The sequence below is a fragment of the Massilia sp. LjRoot122 genome, assembly GCF_964252725.1.
Classification (GTDB): Bacteria; Pseudomonadota; Gammaproteobacteria; order Burkholderiales; family Burkholderiaceae_D; genus Telluria.
The window spans coordinates 4459392-4477596 of the sequence record NZ_CAXUPB020000001.1 but is presented as its reverse complement, the minus strand read 5'-3'; the positions used below and the strand labels follow the sequence as shown (position 1 = coordinate 4477596).

Annotated in this window: 20 protein-coding genes; 10 read left to right on the top strand and 10 right to left on the bottom strand. The window is 64.7% G+C overall.

Features of this window, described 5'->3' with window-relative positions:
- Positions 1 to 36: 36 nt before the first annotated feature.
- The 6 genes from ACSQ25_RS19585 to ACSQ25_RS19560 form a co-directional block, all read right to left on the bottom strand.
- Positions 37 to 1002 (bottom strand): ABC transporter permease, encoded by a 966-nt coding sequence (locus ACSQ25_RS19585; protein WP_436107336.1) that lies wholly within the window; start codon positions 1000 to 1002, stop codon positions 37 to 39.
- A gap of 6 nt (positions 1003 to 1008) precedes the next feature.
- On the bottom strand, positions 1009 to 2088 hold the full coding sequence (locus ACSQ25_RS19580; protein ID WP_436107335.1) for an ABC transporter permease: 1080 nt from the start codon (positions 2086 to 2088) through the stop codon (positions 1009 to 1011).
- A 6-nt stretch (positions 2089 to 2094) separates the two neighbouring features.
- On the bottom strand, positions 2095 to 3624 hold the full coding sequence (locus ACSQ25_RS19575) for an ABC transporter ATP-binding protein (protein WP_436107334.1): 1530 nt from the start codon (positions 3622 to 3624) through the stop codon (positions 2095 to 2097).
- 90 nt (positions 3625 to 3714) lie between these two features.
- Complete coding sequence (locus ACSQ25_RS19570; protein ID WP_436107333.1) at positions 3715 to 4719, bottom strand: BMP family lipoprotein; 1005 nt, start codon at positions 4717 to 4719, stop codon at positions 3715 to 3717.
- 384 nt (positions 4720 to 5103) lie between these two features.
- Positions 5104 to 6075 (bottom strand): alpha/beta hydrolase, encoded by a 972-nt coding sequence (locus ACSQ25_RS19565; protein WP_436107332.1) that lies wholly within the window; start codon positions 6073 to 6075, stop codon positions 5104 to 5106.
- Positions 6076 to 6194: 119 nt separating this feature from the next.
- A complete protein-coding gene (locus tag ACSQ25_RS19560; RefSeq protein WP_436107331.1) occupies positions 6195 to 6719 on the bottom strand; it encodes a DUF2231 domain-containing protein in 525 nt (174 codons plus the stop codon).
- A gap of 167 nt (positions 6720 to 6886) precedes the next feature.
- Between ACSQ25_RS19560 and ACSQ25_RS19555 the strand changes: the two genes are divergently transcribed.
- The 6 genes from ACSQ25_RS19555 to pcp all read left to right on the top strand — a co-directional run bounded on the left by ACSQ25_RS19555 (position 6887) and on the right by pcp (position 11116).
- Complete coding sequence (locus ACSQ25_RS19555) at positions 6887 to 7402, top strand: transposase (RefSeq protein WP_436107330.1); 516 nt, start codon at positions 6887 to 6889, stop codon at positions 7400 to 7402.
- Positions 7402 to 8241: an IS3 family transposase gene (locus ACSQ25_RS19550; RefSeq protein WP_436107329.1), complete on the top strand. Its 840-nt coding sequence runs from the start codon at positions 7402 to 7404 to the stop codon at positions 8239 to 8241. Before ACSQ25_RS19555 ends, ACSQ25_RS19550 begins: the two co-directional genes overlap by 1 nt.
- Positions 8242 to 8459: 218 nt before the next feature.
- Positions 8460 to 8762 (top strand): YciI-like protein, encoded by a 303-nt coding sequence (locus ACSQ25_RS19545; protein WP_436107328.1) that lies wholly within the window; start codon positions 8460 to 8462, stop codon positions 8760 to 8762.
- Between the two features lie 67 nt (positions 8763 to 8829).
- The gene (locus ACSQ25_RS19540) at positions 8830 to 9522 is read left to right on the top strand and encodes a DUF969 domain-containing protein (RefSeq protein ID WP_436107327.1); all 693 of its coding nucleotides are present in this window, start codon (positions 8830 to 8832) and stop codon (positions 9520 to 9522) included.
- Positions 9519 to 10472 (top strand): DUF979 domain-containing protein, encoded by a 954-nt coding sequence (locus ACSQ25_RS19535; protein ID WP_436107326.1) that lies wholly within the window; start codon positions 9519 to 9521, stop codon positions 10470 to 10472. Before ACSQ25_RS19540 ends, ACSQ25_RS19535 begins: the two co-directional genes overlap by 4 nt.
- Positions 10469 to 11116 carry a pyroglutamyl-peptidase I gene (gene pcp / locus ACSQ25_RS19530; protein ID WP_436107325.1) on the top strand — a complete coding sequence of 216 codons (648 nt, stop codon included), beginning with the start codon at positions 10469 to 10471 and terminating at the stop codon, positions 11114 to 11116. The genes ACSQ25_RS19535 and pcp overlap by 4 nt, the downstream gene beginning before the upstream one ends.
- A gap of 40 nt (positions 11117 to 11156) precedes the next feature.
- On the opposite strand, the gene ACSQ25_RS19525 is transcribed toward pcp, so the two are convergent.
- A complete protein-coding gene (locus tag ACSQ25_RS19525) occupies positions 11157 to 11564 on the bottom strand; it encodes a hypothetical protein (protein ID WP_436107324.1) in 408 nt (135 codons plus the stop codon).
- Positions 11565 to 11769: 205 nt separating this feature from the next.
- On the opposite strand from ACSQ25_RS19525, the gene ACSQ25_RS19520 reads away from it, so the two are divergent.
- Positions 11770 to 11979, top strand: a complete 210-nt coding sequence (locus ACSQ25_RS19520) for a hypothetical protein (RefSeq protein ID WP_436107323.1) — start codon at positions 11770 to 11772, stop codon at positions 11977 to 11979.
- Here the strand turns inward: ACSQ25_RS19520 and ACSQ25_RS19515 are convergent.
- Genes ACSQ25_RS19515 through ACSQ25_RS19505 form a run of 3 tightly spaced genes read right to left on the bottom strand, consistent with a single transcriptional unit; the run spans position 11966 to position 14914 of the window.
- Positions 11966 to 12883, bottom strand: coding sequence for a LysR family transcriptional regulator (locus tag ACSQ25_RS19515; RefSeq protein WP_436107322.1), 918 nt, complete (start codon positions 12881 to 12883; stop codon positions 11966 to 11968). The two genes, ACSQ25_RS19520 and ACSQ25_RS19515, sit on opposite strands and share 14 nt — an antisense overlap.
- Before the next feature lie 10 nt (positions 12884 to 12893).
- Positions 12894 to 13802, bottom strand: a complete 909-nt coding sequence (locus ACSQ25_RS19510) for a pseudouridine-5'-phosphate glycosidase (RefSeq protein ID WP_436107321.1) — start codon at positions 13800 to 13802, stop codon at positions 12894 to 12896.
- Positions 13803 to 13804: 2 nt separating this feature from the next.
- Entirely contained in the window at positions 13805 to 14914 is a 1110-nt protein-coding gene (locus ACSQ25_RS19505; protein WP_436107320.1) for a carbohydrate kinase, read from the bottom strand.
- A 269-nt stretch (positions 14915 to 15183) separates the two neighbouring features.
- Between ACSQ25_RS19505 and xapA the strand changes: the two genes are divergently transcribed.
- The 3 genes from xapA to deoC are packed head-to-tail and all read left to right on the top strand — an operon-like array spanning position 15184 to position 18190.
- The gene (gene xapA, locus ACSQ25_RS19500; protein WP_436107319.1) at positions 15184 to 16026 is read left to right on the top strand and encodes a xanthosine phosphorylase; all 843 of its coding nucleotides are present in this window, start codon (positions 15184 to 15186) and stop codon (positions 16024 to 16026) included.
- 17 nt (positions 16027 to 16043) lie between these two features.
- A complete protein-coding gene (locus tag ACSQ25_RS19495) occupies positions 16044 to 17237 on the top strand; it encodes a phosphopentomutase (RefSeq protein ID WP_436107318.1) in 1194 nt (397 codons plus the stop codon).
- On the top strand, positions 17234 to 18190 hold the full coding sequence (gene deoC, locus ACSQ25_RS19490; RefSeq protein WP_436107317.1) for a deoxyribose-phosphate aldolase: 957 nt from the start codon (positions 17234 to 17236) through the stop codon (positions 18188 to 18190). Before ACSQ25_RS19495 ends, deoC begins: the two co-directional genes overlap by 4 nt.
- Positions 18191 to 18205 lie beyond the last annotated feature (15 nt).

Below are 18205 nucleotides of genomic sequence, written 5' to 3'. Positions count from 1 at the left end.
CCTGCGGAAAGCAGGCCATTTTCTGGGCGGAGTGGATCAGCGCGATTTGACGAAGGGCTTGCCCAAAGCCTTGGGCGCCACCGACTTGGCCATCAGGCCGGCCAGCACCACCACGGTCAGCACATACGGGATCATCTGGATCAGCGCACCCGGGATACGGCCCACCACCGGCAGGTCCACGCCTTCGATCTGCACCTGCACCGCGCCGAAGAAGCCGAACATCAGGCAGCCCAGCACCGTGTGCAGCGGACGCCAGTTACCGAACACCATCGCGGTCAGCGCCAGGTAGCCGGCGCCGGCCGACATGTCGCGCAGGAAGAAACCGCTCTGGACGATCGACAGGTAGGCGCCCGAGAAGGAGCACAGCACGCCGGCGATCAGCATCGCGGTGTAGCGGGTGCGCTGCACCGGGACGCCGGCCGCGTCGGCCGCGTGCGGGTTTTCGCCGCAGGCGCGCAGGCGCAGGCCGAAGCGGCTGTGGTAGAGCACCCAGTGCACCAGCGGCAGCAGCAGGAAGGCGAGATAGACCAGCACGGTGTGGCCGCCGATCACGCTGCCGTACAGCCAGCCGATGAAGGGAATGTCGGCCAAGGCCGCGGTGCCCGGCAGGACGATGTCGGCCAGGCGCGCTTCGCCCAGGTCCGGCGTGCGGCCGCCCTGTTGGAAGAAGTACTGGGCCACCACGAAAGTCAGGCCGCTCATGGCGATGTTGATCGCCATGCCCGCGACCAGCTGGTTGCCCTTCTGGGTGATCGAGACGAAGGCCTGCACCATCGCGAGGGCGACGGATACGAGGATGCCGGCGGCGATGCCCAGCCACGGGTCTTGATAGGCGTAGGCGACGCCGGCCGACACGAAGGCCGAGGCGAGGATCTTGCCCTCGAGGCCGAGGTCGATCACGCCGCTGCGCTCGGCGAACAGGCCGGCCATGGCTGCGAAAATCAGGACCGGCGCATTGCGGATCATCGTGACGACGATACCGGCTAACTGGAAGTCTTCCATGGCTGCTTAACCTTTACGAGCATTGATCAGTTTGAGGACCGCCGGCGCGTACAGGTTCTCCATCGCGCCGCAGAACAGGATGATCAGTCCCTGGATGAAAATGAAGGTCTCCTGCGGGATGTTCGGCTTTTCCAGCGAGAGGTCGAAACCGCCCTGGATCAGGGCGCCGAACAGCACCGACGACAGGAAGATGCCGACCGGGTTCTGGCGGCCCATCAGGGCGATCGCGATGCCGATGAAGCCGGCGCCGGCAGGGAAGTTCAGGCTCAGGTAGTGGGTCGAGCCGAGGATCGAGTTGACCGCGGCCAGGCCGGCCAGCGCGCCCGAGATCAGCATCGCGACGATGATCATGCGGCTGATGCGCACGCCGGCGTAGTGGGCCGCGTGCTGGTTCAGGCCCGTGGCCTGCAGCTTGTAGCCCCAGGGCGAACGCCCCATCATGACGCCATAGATCACCAGCGCGGCGATCGCCAGGAAGAAGCCGATGTTCAGCGGGGTGTCGCCCAGCACCGGGAACCACTCGCCCAGGCGCGGCATCCATGCGGCTTCGCTGAATACGCGGCTGGCCGGATTCTGGTCGCCTTCGGGGATCAGTTTCAGGATCAGGAAGTTCATCAGGCTGGCGGCGATGAAGTTGAACATGATGGTCGTGACCACCACGTGGCTGCCGCGCTTGGCCTGCAGGTAGCCCGGCAGGAAGGCCCAGCCGGCGCCGAACACGGCGCTGGCCACCATCGCCAGCGGAATCAGCAGCCAGGGCGAGAGCGAGGCATCGAAGGCCAGCATGGCCAGGGTTAGGCCCAGGCCGCCCAGGTACATCTGGCCTTCGGCGCCGATGTTGAACAGGCCGGCCTTCATCGCCACCGAGACTGCCAGGCCGGTGAAGATGAAGGTGGAGGCGTAGAACAGGGTGTAGCTCAGGCCTTCCGGATTGATGACGGCGCTGTTGATCAGGATCTGCAGCGATTCGATCGGGCTTTCGCCCAGCAGGTGGATGACGAGCGCCGCCACCAGCAGCGCCGACAGCAGGTTCAGGACCGGCAGGACGAAGCCCGATGCCCAGCGTGGGAGTTCAGTCGTTTTCATTGGAGCTTAGTGCTTGTGCATCCCGCCCATCAGCAGGCCGATGCGGGTAGTGTCGAATTCGTCGACGTTCAGTTCACCCGTGATGCGGCCGCTGGAGACGACCACGATACGGTCGGCCAGCGCGCGCACTTCTTCGAGTTCGGTCGAGACCAGCAGGATCGCCACGCCTTCGTCGCGCAGGCGCAGCAGCTGGGTGTGGATGCTTTCGATGGTGCCGATGTCGACGCCGCGGGTCGGCTGGCCGACCAGCATCAGCTTCGGTGAGGCCGACACTTCGCGCGCGATCACGACCTTCTGCTGGTTGCCGCCCGAGAGCAGGCCGATGCGCAGGTCCGGATTCTTCGGACGCACGTCGAAGGCTTCCAGCAGGTGCGCGCAGCGCTTGGCGATGGCCTCGAAGTCGAACAGGCCCAGCTTGTTCCTGACCCGGTCCTGGTAGCCGAACACGGTGTTCTGCATGACCGAGAAATCCTTGATGACGCCGTCGCGCAGGCGGTCTTCCGGCACGTGGCCGATGCCGAGCTCGCGGAACTCGGCGGGCAGGCCGTCGGCGTTCGAGCGGCGCGCGTAGGGCAGTTCCTTGCCGAGGAATGCGAGCTTGCCGGAGGTCGGCAGGCGCATGCCCGACAGGATTTCCATCAGTTCGCTCTGGCCGTTGCCCGACACGCCGGCAATGGCGACGATCTCGCCGGCGCGCACGATCAGGTCGATGTCGGCCAGCAGCTTCACTTTATTCTTGTCTTCCAGCTGGAGGTTCGAGACCTGCAGCACCGGCGCGCCCGGATTGAAAGGCTTGCGCGGCAAATTGCCCTCGATCGGGCGGCCGACCATCATGTTGGCCAGCTGTTCCTTCGAGGTGTCGCGGGTGGCGACGGCGCCGGCCACGCGGCCCGCGCGCATCACCGTCACCTGGTCGGTGATCTCCATGATCTCGCCCAGCTTGTGGGTGATCAGGATGATGGTCTTGCCCTGTTCCTTGAACAGCCGCAGGATCTCGAACAGCGAGGCGGTTTCCTGGGCGGTGAGGACGGCGGTCGGCTCGTCCAGGATCAGGATCTCGGCGCTGCGGTAGATCTGCTTGAGGATCTCGACGCGCTGCTGGGCGCCCACCGACAGGTCGTGGATGGTGGCGAGCGGGTCGACGTCGAGGCGGTAGCGGGCGCAGATCTCGCGCAGCTTTGCCTCGGTTTCCTTGCGCTTGGCAGCCAGCTTGAATCCGCCCTCGGTGCCGAGCATGACGTTGTCGAGCACGGTCATGTTCTCGACCAGCATGAAGTGCTGGTGGACCATGCCGATGCCCATGGCGATGGCTTCCTGCGAGGTGCGGATCTGGCGTTCCTGCCCGTCGATCAGGAGCTGGCCGCTGTCGGCGTTGTAGTAGCCGTACAGGATGCTCATGAGGGTGGACTTGCCCGCGCCATTCTCGCCGATCACGCCGTGGATCGAGCCTTTGGCGATCGAGAAGCTGACATCAGCGTTCGCCTGCACGGCCCCGAAGGCCTTGCTGATGTTGCGAAATTCTACGGCTGGCTGCATTGCGATCAGTATTAAGTAAGTGTTCTTCATTCAAAAGCGCGCCGGGCCGGGGTCACCGGCGCGGCGCGCTTTTTCATGGGGATGGGGGAATCAGACCGGGCAGCTGCCTGCGGCGCGGTAGTCGATGACCTTGATCTTGCCGTTGATGATGTCGGTGCGCACGGCGTTCACGCGCTTTTCCATCTCCGGCGAGACCACCTTGCGGTTGTCCTTGTCCAGGACCCAGTCCACGCCGCCTTCCTTCAGGCCCTTGTGGGTGACGCCGGCTTTCCAGCTGCCGTTCTTCATCGCCATGAAGGAGTCGTAGACGGCGATGTCCACGCGCTTGACCATCGAGGTCAGCATGCTGCCCGGGTGCAGGTAGTTCTGGTTCGAGTCGACGCCGATCGCCAGCTTGCCCTTGGTCTTGGCCATCTGCAGCGCGCCCATGCCGCTGCCGCCGGCCACCGCGAACACGACGTCGGCGCCGCGGTCGAACTGGGCACGTGCCAGTTCGCCGCCCTTGGCCGGATCGTTCCAGGCCGCGGCGGTGGTGCCGACCATGTTCTGCATGATCTCGATCTTCGGATACTGGGCTTTGGCACCCTGGGTGTAGCCGCAGGCGAAGGCGCGGATCAGCGGGATGTCCATGCCGCCGACGAAGCCCAGCTTCTTCGACTTGGACGCCATGGCGGCGGCCACGCCGACCAGGTAGGAGCCTTCTTCTTCCTTGAACATCACCGAGTTGATGTTGTTACCCTTGGCGATGCTGTCGATCAGTACGAAGCGCACGTTCGGGAATTCCTTGGCGACCTTCTGGACTGCCTGGGTCTGCGAGAAACCGATCGCGGCGATCAGGTCGACCTTCTTGCGCGCGAGGCCGCGCATCACCTGCTCGGCCTGGGTATCGCTGTTGGCCTGCACTTCGAGGACCTTGATGCCGGTCTCTTTCGAGAAGCGCTGCAGGCCTTCGAAGGCCGACTGGTTGAACGATTTGTCGAACTTGCCGCCCGCATCGTAGACCATGCCGAACTTCGGTGCGGCCGGTGCTGCTGCAGCGGCGCTGCCGGCGACGCACAGCGCCGCAATGGTCATGGTGAGTTGCTTGAGTTTCATGAATGAGGCTCCTGGAATTTCGATATTGTACCCGGCACAAGAGGTCGCTTGGAACGGGCTGCGCAAGCTGCATCGCCAAGGGCGCAAGGGCCGGACAATGCGAAGCGCATTGTGTCAGCCGTACGGCGCACGAGGGGTTACGATTTGTATCGCGTGAATTTTCTCTCGACAGCGCTTGCTAGCATGTAGCTCATCTGCAACATCCATACAGCTACTTACGACAGGTCTGGAGCCAAAATCCGCCGCGAGGCCGCGCAATCAAGGGAAATCCGGGTATACGCAGCTCAGCCTGTCAAATATGCATCAAGCGACATATTGATGACAAATACGATTTTACTTGGCAATTTATACCAAGGAAATATAACTGTTGATAATTTTCAGCAATTATTTTGCTATGGCGCTCATCGTGTCGGCAGCCGGCACCGCCAGCGGGGCCTCTTCGGCCGGCTTGGGACCGACTTCCTTGCCGACTTCGGCCTGCAACACCGGCGTGTCGGCCGCGGGGAGTTGGGGCGTGGCGACCGGTTTCTTGAACTGGCGCGTCAGGAAGCTGGCGATCAGGGCCTGGGTCGCTTCCATGTAGGGGATGCTCATGTGGTCCGAGCCGGGCACGGTGTCGTCGCCCACCAGCGTGGCCAGCTTTTCCACCAGCTGGTCGGTGTGCGAATGCGGCACCACGTCGTCCTGGGCGGCGCGCAGCACATAGGTCGGGGCCTTGAGCGAGGGCGCGTACTTGATCGACTCGAAGCGGTGGCGCAGCATGTACTCGATCGGGATCACGCGGAAGCGGCGCTTGGCGATGGCCAGGATCGAGTCGTAGGGCGTGATCAGGACCACCGAGTGCACCGGACGTTCCTTCGCCACCTGTACCGCAACGCCCGAGCCCAGGCTGCGGCCGACCAGTGCGATGCGCGCGGCATCGACCTGGCCGAGGGCGGCGAGCCAGTCGAACAGGGTGCAGCCGTCTTCGATCATGTGGATCTCGGCCGGCACGCCGTGGGACTGGCCGTAGCCGCGGTAGTTCATGGCCAGCACGGTCATGCCGGGGAACAGCTTGCCGGCGTCGCGCGCGACCCAGGACACTTCCTCGGAGCGGCCGCCGAAGTACATCACCGCGGGACGCGGTCCGGGTACGAGCGGGGTGAGCAGCCAGCCGGACAGGCGGGTGCCGTCCTTGGCGCGCAGGACGATCGGGCGGGTCCGGTGCCCGGTGCTGCGCGGGCTTTCGACTTCGGGGGTGATGCAGGGATTGAACACGAGCCGGCGCTGGTTGGCCGCCAGGGCGGCGCTCAGGGTCAGCCATAAAAAACTGGCAAATCCCGTGATCCCCGCCGCCATTTTCTTTGATGTGTCCATGGTTCCAGTCTACCCCCGCCGCAGACATTTGTTCTGTGCGGCACTTCGCTAAGTGGGACGCGATATGGATGAGATGTGGAACAGTTGGCTTATTACAACATCAGGCGGCCCCCCCGGCTTCACTGCGGGGCGTGCAGCGTGGACGGACCCGCGGCGACGTACTGTTCGACGTCGGGCGCGCTGTGGTCGATGCGGACGTCGGCCTGGTTGGCATGGACGCCCGCTTCGGCATGCGTGCCGCTGCCCGACATCTGCTTGCTCAGGTATTCCGAGGCCAGCACGCCGGCCGCCGACAGCGCCGTCAGCGCCAGCGAGCCGCCGCGCGCATGGCTGCCCTGGCGGCGCAGCACCAGGTTGGCTGCGCCCACGAGGAGGGCGGCGCCGGTGAGGGCGGCATGCAGCTGGCCTTCGCGCTTGGCCTCGCCCTGCGGCTTGTCGGCCACGTAGTCGGCCACGCCGGCGGCGCTGGCCGCCAGTCCGCCGACGATGCCGGCGCCCATGCTCAGGTAGGAAGCCTTGGCATAGTCATCGTCGCCGGTGGCGCTGTGCATGGCGTCGAGGATGAAGCCGAAGGGAATGAGGACGGCCGGCGCCGCGCTCAGGATCGAATGCAGAGGTTGGCCGGCGATGGTGATCTTGTTCATGGCATGCTCCTGGCGTTGGTTGCTGTCGGGATGAGTGTGGCATAGGGTGGGGGAGGGGAACGCACGATACCGGCGCTTCCCTTCCTCGTTAGCCCAAGAACGTCGTTCCGGCGAAGGTGAACTGCCACTAGAAAGTTGGACAGCAAATGTTCACTTTCGAGGGGTAGATGGTTAAGTACACGAAGAAGACCAAGCTCAAGGTCATCAAGCAGTATTTGGATGGGCAGCTCGGATATCACCGGCTGTCAGTCAAGCTCGGCATACCCGCCTTCACGATCCGGCGTTGGGTAGATGCGTATCGGTTGCACGGCGATGAATCGTTCGAGAGGCGCCGGGACCATTACCCTGCCGAGTTCAAGCTGTTGGTGCTTCAGCACATGTGGGACAATGGAGCCACGATCAATCAGACGGCTGCGTTCTTCAATATTCCTCATCCGGACAGTATTCGCACCTGGGCGAAGCGATACGACGAGGGAGGTAGCGAAGCACTGGGCCGTATAGAAACCGCTGTTCCAGCTATGCCGACTCGACTGCCGCCACCCGACGATAAACCCGTGCACGAACTCACGCGCGAAGAGCTGCTCAAGCGCGTCGAGTACTTGCAGATGGAGGTTGCCGTCCTAAAAAAGCTGGAAGCCTTAACTCAAGCGAAGAAAGCTGCTGCGCAGAAAAAGCGCAAGTAGTGCACGAGTTAAGGCAGTCCTACCCCGTTGTGGCGCTGCTGAAGGTTGTGAAACTGGCTCGTAGTACGTTCTACGCTTGGGATGCGGCGCGCAAGATGCCGGACAAGTACGCGAAGGCCAAAGAGCTGATCAAGCAGATCTACGAAGATCACAAGGGGCGCTATGGCTATCGTCGTATCGCAATCGCACTACGCGCGCACGACATCCATCTGCACGCAAATACGGTGCAGCGCCTGATGGCTAAGCTCGAGCTGAAATCAACACAACGGATTAAACGATACAGATCGTTCAAGGGACATGTCGGCATTGTCGCGCCTGACCGACTGCAGCGCGATTTCAAGGCCGAGGCACCAAATCAAAAATGGGTAACCGACGTGACCGAGGTGAAGGTCGGTGACGAAAAGGGTTACCTGTCGACCGTCAAAGATCTGTGCACACGTGAAATCGTAGCTTATGAACAGAGCTTACGTCCGACGATGGACATGGTGATGTCGATGATGAAGAAGGCCTTGTCTACGCTTAGGTCAGGAGAGACGCCAATCCTGCACTCGGATCAGGGATGGCACTACCAGATGCCCGATTTCCGTAAGCTTCTGAGCGACCGCAACGTGTTGCAGAGTATGTCCCGTAAGGGTAACTGCCTTGATAACGCAGCGATGGAAAGCTTCTTTGCAGTGTTCAAGACCGAATGTTTTCACAAGCAGAAATTCGACAGCATGGATGCGTTGCGCAGCGCCATCGACGAGTACATCCAGTACTACAACACGCAGCGCATTAGTACCGTCTTGGGCGGCCTGACCCCATCACAATGCAGGGCCAGGCACGCTCAAGTAGCTTAAAATCAGTGTCCAGCTTTTGTGTGGCAGTTCAAGGCCGGAACCCAATTTTGCATGCGTTCCGACTACGGATGCGTTTAGCGGCACGCGGCGAACTTGGGTTCCCGCCTTCGCGGGAACGACGGGCGAGGGGAGCGGGCCAGCGCGAAGGCAGTCACGTCCCGGCTCGATCTAGTAAGATCGTCCATTCCGGCATTCGCCACACCGACATCGGAGACCTCGTGCACTACCTGCTCATGTATGACCTCGCCCCCGACTACCTCGAACGCCGCGCTGAATTCCGCGACGAGCACCTGAAACTGGCCTGGGAGGCGCAGGCACGCGGTGAACTGGTGATCGCCGGCGCGCTGGCCGATCCCGCCGACCGCGCCGTCCTGATGTTCAGCTGCGACACACCGGAACCGGTCCAGATGTTCGCCGCCCAGGACCCCTACGTCACCCACGGCCTGGTGCGCGCTTTCCACGTACGCCAGTGGAATACGGTGGTCGGGGACACGGCCTTCACCCCGGTCCGCCCCGGCTGATTTATCGCTGGCAAATTTGTACTGAACAGGTAACATTGCCCGGCTTTCAAACTGAGCCGGAGAGTTCATGCAATCTGCCGTCAACCTGTGGCCGCTGCTCGGCGTCGCGGTCATCGTCGCCGGGTTCCTGCTGCGCGCGCACCCCGTGTTGGTGGTGGTCGCCGCCTGCGGCGTCACCGGCTTTGCCGCCGCCATGCCGCTCGAGGCCATCCTCGCCTCGCTTGGCACCGCCTTCGTCAAGACCCGCAACCTGCCCCTGATCCTGCTGCTGCCGCTGGCCGCGATCGGCTTGCTCGAGCGCGCCGGCCTGCGCGAGCGCGCCCAGGCTGCGATCGCCAAGGTCCGCTCGGCCACCGCGGGGCGCCTGCTGATCGTCTACCTGTTCGCGCGCGAGACCTCGGCGGCGGTGGGTCTCACCAGCCTGGGCGGCCAGGCGTCGATGGTGCGGCCGCTGGTGGCGCCGATGGCGGAAGCCGCGGCCGAAACGCAGTACGGCGATCTGCCCGACCACCTGCGCTACCGCATCCGCGCCATGTCCGCCGCCACCGACAACGTCGGCCTGTTCTTCGGCGAAGACATCTTCGTGGCCTTCGGCGCCATCGTCCTGATGCAGACCATCCTGAACGCCGAGGGCATCGCGGTCGATCCGCTGCACATGGCGCTGTGGGGCATCCCGACCGCCATCACCGCCTTCATCATCCATGCCTGGAACCTGCGCCGGCTCGACGCCCAGATTCGCCGCGAGATGGGCAAAGCATGATCACGCTCGAATTTTTCTACCTGCTGGTCGGCTTGCTGTTCGTGGCGGTCGCCGTCATGAACCTGCGTGACCGCAGCAATCCGCGCCGCTTCACGACCGCGCTGTTCTGGGGCCTGTACGCGCTGCTCTACCTGGCGGGCGAGCGCCTGCCGCCAAGCTTCGTCGGCGCCCTGATGATCCTGATGGCGCTGGTGGCCGGCTTCAAGGGTGTCACTGCGGGCAAGCCGGCCGTGCTGCCCGAGGAGGAGCGCCGCGCCTCCAGCCAGCGCCTTGGCAACCGCCTCTTCATTCCGGCGCTGCTGCTGCCGCTGGTGACCATGCTGGGCGCCACCCTGTTCAAGGATGTGCAGGTCGGCGGCCTGCCCCTGCTCGAGCCCAAACACCTGACCCTGGTCAGCCTCGGCGTCGCCGCCCTGGTGGCGCTGGGCGCGGCCTGCTGGCTCACGCGCGCCACGCCGCTGCAGGGCGTGCGCGAGGCGCGCCGCCTGGTCGATGCGATGAGCTGGGCCGTGGTGCTGCCGCACATGCTGGCGGTGCTCGGCCTGCTGTTCACCGAGGCGGGCGTCGGCAAGGCAGTGGCGCACGTGACGACGTCCTATATCGACATGGATGCGCGCTTCGTCGCGGTGGCGGTGTTCTGCATCGGCATGGCCCTGTTCACGGTCGTGATGGGCAACGGCTTTGCCGCCTTCCCGGTGATGGCGGGCGGCGTCGGCATCCCGGTGCTGGTCGGCGTCTATGGCGCCAACCCGGCCGTGATGGCGGCGATCGGCATGTTCAGCGCTTATTGCGGTACATTGATGACGCCGATGGCGGCCAACTTTAATATCGTGCCGGCGGCGCTGCTCGACCTGCCCGACAAGAATGCCGTGATCCGGGCGCAGATCCCGACGGCGCTGCCGCTGCTGGTGGCCAACATCTTCCTCTTGTACTTCCTGATGAACCAATGATCAAGACTGTCCTGCTCACCGGTTTCGAACCCTTCAACAAGGCGAGCATTAATCCTGCGTGGGAAGCCGTGCGCGCGCTGGAGGGCTGGTGCGGTCCGAACTTCCGGGTCGAGGTGCGCCAGCTGCCCTGCGTGTTCGACGAAGCCAACGACGCGCTTGCCGCGCTGGTGGACGAGCTGTATCCGGACATCGTCATCGCCGTCGGCCAGGCCGGCGGACGCGCCGAGATCTCGGTGGAGCGGGTGGCGATCAATGTCGACGACGCGTCCATCCTGGACAACGCCGGCCGGCAGCCGGTCGACCGGCCCATCCGTGAAGACGGACCGGCAGCCTATTTCAGCACGCTGCCGATCAAGGCAATGGTGGCGGCGATGCGGGACAAGGGCTTGACGGCGGGGGTGTCGCAGACCGCGGGCACCTTCGTGTGCAACCACGTGTTCTACGGCCTGATGCACCACACGGCGGGCAAGCCGGTGAAAGCGGGATTCATCCACGTGCCCTTCCTGCCGGAGCAGGCCGAGGGAAGGGCGGACAATCCTCCGTCGATGCCGCTGGCGGACATCATCGCGGGGATCAGGATTGCGGTCGAGACGGCGCTGACCGTGGAACGCGACGTGGCGCAGCCCGGCGGGGCGACTCACTGAGCCGCCCGCCGGGCTGCGCCACGACGCTTACTTCAGCAAATTAACGCTTTTCCTGCAGCTTCTCGCCAGCGCGCTCCAGGGCGGCGCCGGTCTTGTCGCCCACCTTGTCCGAAGCAGCCTTGACTTCGGCAGCGGCTTCCTTCGATTCCTGCTTCACTTCGGCGCCGGCTTCGCGGACGTTCTCGCCAGTCTTTTCGGCAGCTCGCTCGATGTTCTCGCCGGCGCGGTCGGCGGCGGCATCCACGCGTGCGGCTGCGTTTTCGGTCGCGTTCTCGACGTTCTGTGCGGCTTCCTTGGTTTCCTGGGCAGCGTTGGCAGCGGCGTTGTCGACTGCAGCGCCGGCTTCCTGTGCCGGGCCCATGTTCGGGTTGTCGTCGGCCTTCTTGCAACCGGTGGCGGTCAGGGCGACGGCGAGCATCAGGGCGGTAATGGTGGCGGTGTTTTTCATGGTGTGCTCCTTGTAAAAGGGTTTAAGTTATTCATCTTTTGACAAGAGTTTGCACGAGTGCGCCGTCGAGAACGGTGCGCAAAGTAACGCAGAACAAAGAAAAACTTGCCCGTTACACAAAATTAATCGAAACGGGTGTTGCAATCGGTTTTCTCGAAGGGCGTGCGCCTTGGAGTGCGAGCTTGAGGGATGTTAGGATGAATCAATGGACCGACGAAACGACTACAAGACTGCACTGCTCATCGATGCCGCCATCCACGAAGCGGCCAGCGAAGGCCGGCCCCATGCCGCGACCGAACTGGCGAAGATGGGCGTTCCGCTCGACACCACGATGCGGGTGCTGACCCGCCCGGCCGACCGGCGCCACCAGATCGCCTCGCTCAGCACGGTGGCGGTCGAGCTCAAGCGCCAGTAAGGACCTCTCCCTCTGGGAACAGGATGTTCAGGAAGGCGCGCACCACCGGCGCATCGCCCTCCACCGGATAGCTGATGTAGAGATTCGCCGAAGGCGGGTTGGTCCTGATCGGCAGGAAGCGCACGCCCGGCCAGCCGATCCGGCTGGTCGTCTGGGGCAGCAGCGCCACGCCCAGGCCGGCACCGACCATGGCCAGCAGGGTTTGCGGCTCGGCCGCTTCCTGGAAGATGGTCGGCTGGAAGCCGGCATTGACGCAGCACTGGATCAGGTAGCGCGGCTCGGCCGACTGGTCCAGGTGCAGGGTCAGCATCGGCTCGTCCGCGATGTCCATCAGTTCGATGGCGTCGTTCTGGGCCAGCGGATGCTTCTCGTTGATCGCCACGCACACGTTCTCGCGCGAGCACAGGTCCTGGCGCAGCTTGGCCTGCTTCAGCACGTCCTGCTCGATGCGCGGCTCGCGCCAGAAACCCACGTCGATCTGCTTCGCACGCAGCGCTTCCCACTGGTCGTTCGGGCCGAGCTCGTGGATGGTCCAGGTCACGCGCGGATATTGACTCTGGAACTGTTCGAGCAGGGCCGGGATCGGACCCCACATGGCCGAGCCGACGATGCCCACGCGCAGGCGGCCCACTTCGCCGCGGTCGATCTGGCGGATGGTGTCGATCGTCATGCGCATCTTGCCCAGCAGCTCGGCCGCCTCGCTCATCAGGGCCTTGCCCGCCACCGTCAGCTCGAAGCTGCGCGTGGTGCGGGTGAACAGGCGCACTCCGAGTTCGCTCTCCAGCTTCATGATCTGCTGGCTCAGCGGCGGCTGCGAGATGTGCAGGCGCTCGGCCGCGCGGCTGAAGCTCTTTTCTTCCGCCACCGCCAGGAAGTAGCGCAGCTGTTTCAGGTCGATCGACATCGTGCGCGGGTCAGCCGTTCAGGGCCACGGCCAGGCGCGCGCCGACCAGCGCGTTGTGCTTGACCAGCGCGATGTTGGTTGCCAGGCTGCGGCCCTGCGTGAGCTCCTTGATGCGCGCCAGCAGGAAGGGCGTCACCGCCTTGCCTTTCACGCCCTGCGCCTCCGCTTCGCCCAGCGCCTGGGCGATGATGGCGTCGATTTCCTCGCCCGGCATGGCGGATTCCGCCGGCACCGGATTGCTGACCACCACGCCGCCCGCCAGGCCGAGCTGCCACTTGGTGCGGATGAAGGCCGCCTGTTCTTCGGGCGTATCGAGCTGGAAGTCGGCATTGAAGCCGCTCTCGCGGGTGAAGAAGGCCGGGAAGCCGGGCTGGCCGACGCTCACCACCGGCACGCCCTGGGTCTCCAGGTATTCGAGGGTCAGGCCGATGTCGAGGATGGACTTCACGCCGGCGCAGACCACGGCCACGCTGGTCTGGGCGAGTTCCTGCAGGTCGGCCGAGATGTCGAAGCTGGTCTCGGCGCCGCGGTGCACGCCGCCGATGCCGCCGGTGACGAAGACCTCGATGCCGGCCAGCCGGGCGCAGATCATGGTCGCGGCCACGGTGGTGGCGCCCAGGCGCTGTTGCGACAGCACGTAGGCCAGGTCGCGGCGGCTGACCTTCATCGCGTCTGGCGAGGAGCCGAGCAGCTCGAGCTGCTCGTCGGACAGGCCGACGCAGATCTTGCCGCCGATGATGGCGATGGTGGCCGGCACGGCGCCGGCGTCGCGGATGAGCTGTTCGACTTCACGCGCGGTCTGCACGTTCTGCGGGTAGGGCATGCCGTGCGAGATGATGGTCGATTCGAGCGCGACGACGGGTTTGCCGGCAGCGCGCGCGGCCGCCACTTCGGGCGAGAACAGGAGGAAGGATTGCATGCTCAGTCCAATACGGTATCAAGAGGGGTGGCATCGAAATGGCCGGGTTCGAGCGCCGGGCAGACGGTCTGCTCGCACTCGATGGTCATGGCGGACAATTGCAGGCCGCGGCGGCAGGCCAGGCCGAGATCGGTCTCGCCGCTGTGCAGCGACCAGCACACGGCGGCGGCGAAGGCATCGCCCGCGCCGGTGACGTCGACGACATTGACCGCCGGCGCGTCCAGGCGCATCACCCCGCCGGGGGAGGTATACATGACGCCGCAGGCGCCGCGCGTGACGATCAGGTCCTGCACGCCCTGGCGCTGCAGTTCGAGGCAGGCCGCGCCGATGGCGGCGTCGCCGTCCAGCGCACGGCCGACGCGGGTCGCCAGTTCGCCTTCGTTCAGGATCAGGAGGCGCAGGCCGGACAGGTTCTCGGGCAGGCGCGCCATCTTTGGTTCGGACACGGCCACCAGCACCAGCGCAAGACCGTCGCGCGCCGTGTCGGCGAGCAGGGCGGCGATGCTGTCGAGCGGGAGATTCAGGTCGGCGACGACCAGCGCGGCGCTGGCGCGCTGCTGCTGGCGCGTCGCCAGGAAGGCCGGGCTCAGGCTGTCGTTGAGGGCCATGTCGGCCAGTGCCACCACCATCTCGCCGTCCTGGTCGAGCACCGCGGTATAGGTGCCGCTGCTGACGCCGTCCAGGCGCAGGGCGCCGCGGGTGTCGATGCCGGCGTCTTCGGCGTGGGCCAGCAGGGCGCGGCCCGAAGCGTCGTTGCCGACCGCCGTGATCAGCGCCACCGGCGCCCCCAGGCGCGCCAGGTTCTCGGCGATGTTGCGGGCCACGCCGCCGAAGGATTCATCCTGGGTGGCCGGATTCGAGGTGCCGAGCGCGAGTTTCCTGATGCTGCGCAGCTTGCGGTCGAGGTTGGAAGCGCCGATGCACAGGACCGGGCGCTGGTCCGGCAGCACGTAGGCGCGCCCCAGGATGCGGCGTTCGCGCACCAGGGTGGCGATGTAGTTGGCCACGGCCGAGCGCGACAGCCCCAGCTGGGTCGCAAGGTCCTGCTGCGAAATGAAGGGATTCGCGCGGATCAGCTCGTACAACTGTTCTTTCTTGGGCAGCTCGGTCACGGTCGTTGGTCTTGGTTTAAACAATTGTTCATCGATACTAGACAAATGTTTGACGGGTGTCAAAGCATATCCGGATGCTGTATCCGCATGTCAACAATACACCGTTTGATTTATTTTATAAACCAATAAATCGCCAAGAAAAATGGTATTTGCCATACATATTGGCCCTCATGCATAGTTATAATATTCCGGCTGATATGTGCACTCTTCTGTAGCAACAATCCTGCCAGCCTTCTCACCACTCCCCCGATTCGTACACAAGGACGACCATGTTCAGCAACACCCCATTTGAAGCAGCAGAAGTCATCAAGGCCCGCAAACCCGGTTTCGCGCCGCGCGCCGCACTGATCCTGGGCTCGGGCCTGGGTGTGCTGGCCGAGCAGATGCTTGACGCGGTCTCGATCAGCTACGCCGACCTGCCGGGCTTCCCGATCAGCACCGTGCACGGCCACGCGGGCGAACTGGTGCTGGGTACCCTGGCCGGCGTGCCGGTGGTGTGCATGAAGGGCCGCGGCCACTTCTACGAAGGCTATGGCGCGGCCGTGATGACCTCCGCCGTGCGCACCTTCAAGCTGATCGGCTGCGAGATGCTGCTGGTGACCAATGCCGCCGGCTCGCTGCGTCCCGAAGTGGACGCGGGCAGCGTCGTGGTCCTGAGCGACCACATCAACCTGCTGCCGGGCAGCCCGATGGCCGGCCCGAACGACGACCGCTTCGGCCCGCGCTTCTTCAGCATGGCCAATGCCTATGACGCCGAACTGCGCGCCATGATCAAGGAAACCGCGGCAAGCAAGGGCATCACCCTGAACGAAGGCGTGTACCTGGCCTGCCCGGGCCCGAACTTCGAAACCGCCGCCGAAATCCGCGCCTTCAAGGCGCTCGGCGCCGACGTGGTCGGCATGTCGGTGGTGCCGGAAGTGATCTCGGCACGCCACTGCGGCCTGAAGGTCGCCGGCATCTCGGCCATCACCAACCTGGCCGAAGGCCTGACCCCGTTCCCGCTGTCGCACGAGCAGACCCTGAAGTACGCCGCGGTCGCGGCCAAGGATCTGGTCACCCTGATCCATTCCTTCATCGAGCGCCTGGGCGCCACCCCGCGCAGCGCCGCTTAATCAACTAGCGAGATTCCATGTCACGCGCATTCATCCTCCTGCTTGACTCGTTCGGCCTGGGCGCCTTGCCCGATGCCGACAAGTACGGCGACGCAGGCGCCAACACCTTCGGCCACATCGCCGCATGGGCAGCGAAAGAGGGCAAGCCGATGGCGCTGCCCAACCTCGAGCGCCTCGGCCTGGCGGCCGCCGCGCACAAGGCCAGCGGCGAATGGGCCGCGGGCTTCGGCCAGCGCGACGGCTTCAGCGGCGCCTGGGGCGTCGCGCGCGAGCAGTCGACCGGCAAGGACACGCAGAGCGGCCACTGGGAAATCGCTGGCGTGCCGGTGCTGTTCGACTGGGGCTACTTCCCGAAGACCGTGCCGTCCTTCCCGAAAGAACTCACCGACAAGCTGCAGGAGCTGACCGGCGTTCCCGGCTGGCTCGGCAACTGCCACGCCTCCGGCACCACCATCATCGACGAGCTGGGCGACGAGCACGTCGCCAGCGGCAAGCCGATCCTGTACACCTCGGCCGACTCGGTGCTGCAGATCGCCGCGCACGAAGAGCACTTCGGCCTCGAGCGCCTGTACGAAGTCTGCGAAGCGGCGTATGAGCTGGTCAAGCCCTACAACATCGGCCGCGTGATCGCGCGTCCCTTCCTGGGCGAGAATGGCAAGTACAAGCGCACGGCCAATCGCCACGACTACGCCGTGCCGCCAACCGCGCCGACCCTGCTCGACCACGTCAAGGACGCGGGCGGCGAAGTCATCGCACTGGGCAAGATCAGCGACATCTTCGCGGCCCAGGGCGTGACCCAGCTGATCAAGGGCGCCGACAACATGGCCCTGTTCGACCGCCTGGTCGAAGTGGCCGATACCGCGCCTTCGAAGTCGCTCACTTTCGTGAACTTCGTCGACTTCGACATGCACTTCGGCCACCGCCGCGACGTCGCCGGCTATTCCAATGCACTGCACGAGCTGGACGCGCGCCTGCCGGAGTTCATGGCCAAGCTGCAGGATGGCGACCTGGTCGTCATCACCGCCGACCACGGCTGCGACCCGACCGCGCCGGGCTCGGACCACACCCGCGAGCATATCCCGATGATCTTCTTCGGCCCGAAGGTCGCTCCGCAGGAACTGCCGATTGCATCCACTTTCTCTGATATCGGCGCCACCCTTGCCAAGCACCTTGGCGTCAAACCACTTTCGAACGGAACCGCACTGCTATGACCCAGCCCCTGGATTTCAAACGTAATACCGCCGTCGGCCTCGACCTCGGCCTGGTCAAGCACGTCAAGGTGAACCGCAACGCGGCCGACCGCCGTGCCGCCAGCCTGGCCAACCGCCGCACCGTCAAGAAGGAATACCAGGCCGCCTGGTTGATCCGCGCCGTCGAGTGCATGGACCTGACCACCCTGGGCGGCGACGACACCCCGGGCCGCGTCGAGCGCCTGTGCATGAAGGCCATGCGCCCGCTGCGCGCCGACCTGATGCAGGCCCTGGGCCTGGAATCGCTCACCACCGGCGCCGTCTGCGTGTACCACGAGATGATCGGACCGGCCGTCAAGGTCCTGCAGGGCCGCCTGCCGATCGCCGCGGTGTCGACCGCCTTCCCGGCCGGCCTGTCGAGCCTGGAAACCAAGCTGCGCGAGATCGAACTGTCGGTGGCCGCCGGTGCGACCGAGATCGACATCGTGATCACCCGCCAACACGTCTTGACCGGCAACTGGCAAGCCCTGTACGACGAGATGCTGGCCTACCGCCAGGCCTGCGGCGAAGCGCACGTGAAGGCGATCCTCGCCACCGGCGACATCGTCACCCTGGACAATGTGGCCAAGGCCTCGATGGTCTGCATGATGGCCGGCGCCGACTTCATCAAGACCTCGACCGGCAAGGAAGGCGTCAACGCCACCATCCCGGTCTCGCTGGTGATGACCCGTGCGATCCGCGACTACTACGAGCAGACCGGCTTCCAGGTCGGCTACAAGCCGGCCGGTGGCGTGAGCACCGCCAAGGCCGCGCTGCAGTACCTGACCGTGATGAAGGAAGAACTCGGCAACGACTGGCTGCAGCCGCACCTGTTCCGCATCGGCGCCTCGAGCCTGATGACCGACATCGAACGCCAGCTCGAACACTACGTGACCGGCAACTACTCGGCCGCCCATCGCCACGCGCAACCATAAAACAGCAAGGTATTC

Coding starts and splice junctions, on each gene's coding strand:
- ACSQ25_RS19520 (WP_436107323.1), top strand. CDS start 11,770: ATGGACCGACGAAACGACTACAAGACTGCACTGCTCATCGATGCCGCC.
- pcp (WP_436107325.1), top strand. CDS start 10,469: ATGATCAAGACTGTCCTGCTCACCGGTTTCGAACCCTTCAACAAGGCG.
- ACSQ25_RS19525 (WP_436107324.1), bottom strand. CDS start 11,564: ATGAAAAACACCGCCACCATTACCGCCCTGATGCTCGCCGTCGCCCTG.
- ACSQ25_RS19565 (WP_436107332.1), bottom strand. CDS start 6,075: ATGGACACATCAAAGAAAATGGCGGCGGGGATCACGGGATTTGCCAGT.
- deoC (WP_436107317.1), top strand. CDS start 17,234: ATGACCCAGCCCCTGGATTTCAAACGTAATACCGCCGTCGGCCTCGAC.
- xapA (WP_436107319.1), top strand. CDS start 15,184: ATGTTCAGCAACACCCCATTTGAAGCAGCAGAAGTCATCAAGGCCCGC.
- ACSQ25_RS19570 (WP_436107333.1), bottom strand. CDS start 4,719: ATGAAACTCAAGCAACTCACCATGACCATTGCGGCGCTGTGCGTCGCC.
- ACSQ25_RS19535 (WP_436107326.1), top strand. CDS start 9,519: ATGATCACGCTCGAATTTTTCTACCTGCTGGTCGGCTTGCTGTTCGTG.
- ACSQ25_RS19540 (WP_436107327.1), top strand. CDS start 8,830: ATGCAATCTGCCGTCAACCTGTGGCCGCTGCTCGGCGTCGCGGTCATC.
- ACSQ25_RS19515 (WP_436107322.1), bottom strand. CDS start 12,883: ATGTCGATCGACCTGAAACAGCTGCGCTACTTCCTGGCGGTGGCGGAA.
- ACSQ25_RS19575 (WP_436107334.1), bottom strand. CDS start 3,624: ATGCAGCCAGCCGTAGAATTTCGCAACATCAGCAAGGCCTTCGGGGCC.
- ACSQ25_RS19560 (WP_436107331.1), bottom strand. CDS start 6,719: ATGAACAAGATCACCATCGCCGGCCAACCTCTGCATTCGATCCTGAGC.
- ACSQ25_RS19585 (WP_436107336.1), bottom strand. CDS start 1,002: ATGGAAGACTTCCAGTTAGCCGGTATCGTCGTCACGATGATCCGCAAT.
- ACSQ25_RS19555 (WP_436107330.1), top strand. CDS start 6,887: ATGGTTAAGTACACGAAGAAGACCAAGCTCAAGGTCATCAAGCAGTAT.
- ACSQ25_RS19580 (WP_436107335.1), bottom strand. CDS start 2,088: ATGAAAACGACTGAACTCCCACGCTGGGCATCGGGCTTCGTCCTGCCG.
- ACSQ25_RS19510 (WP_436107321.1), bottom strand. CDS start 13,802: ATGCAATCCTTCCTCCTGTTCTCGCCCGAAGTGGCGGCCGCGCGCGCT.
- ACSQ25_RS19495 (WP_436107318.1), top strand. CDS start 16,044: ATGTCACGCGCATTCATCCTCCTGCTTGACTCGTTCGGCCTGGGCGCC.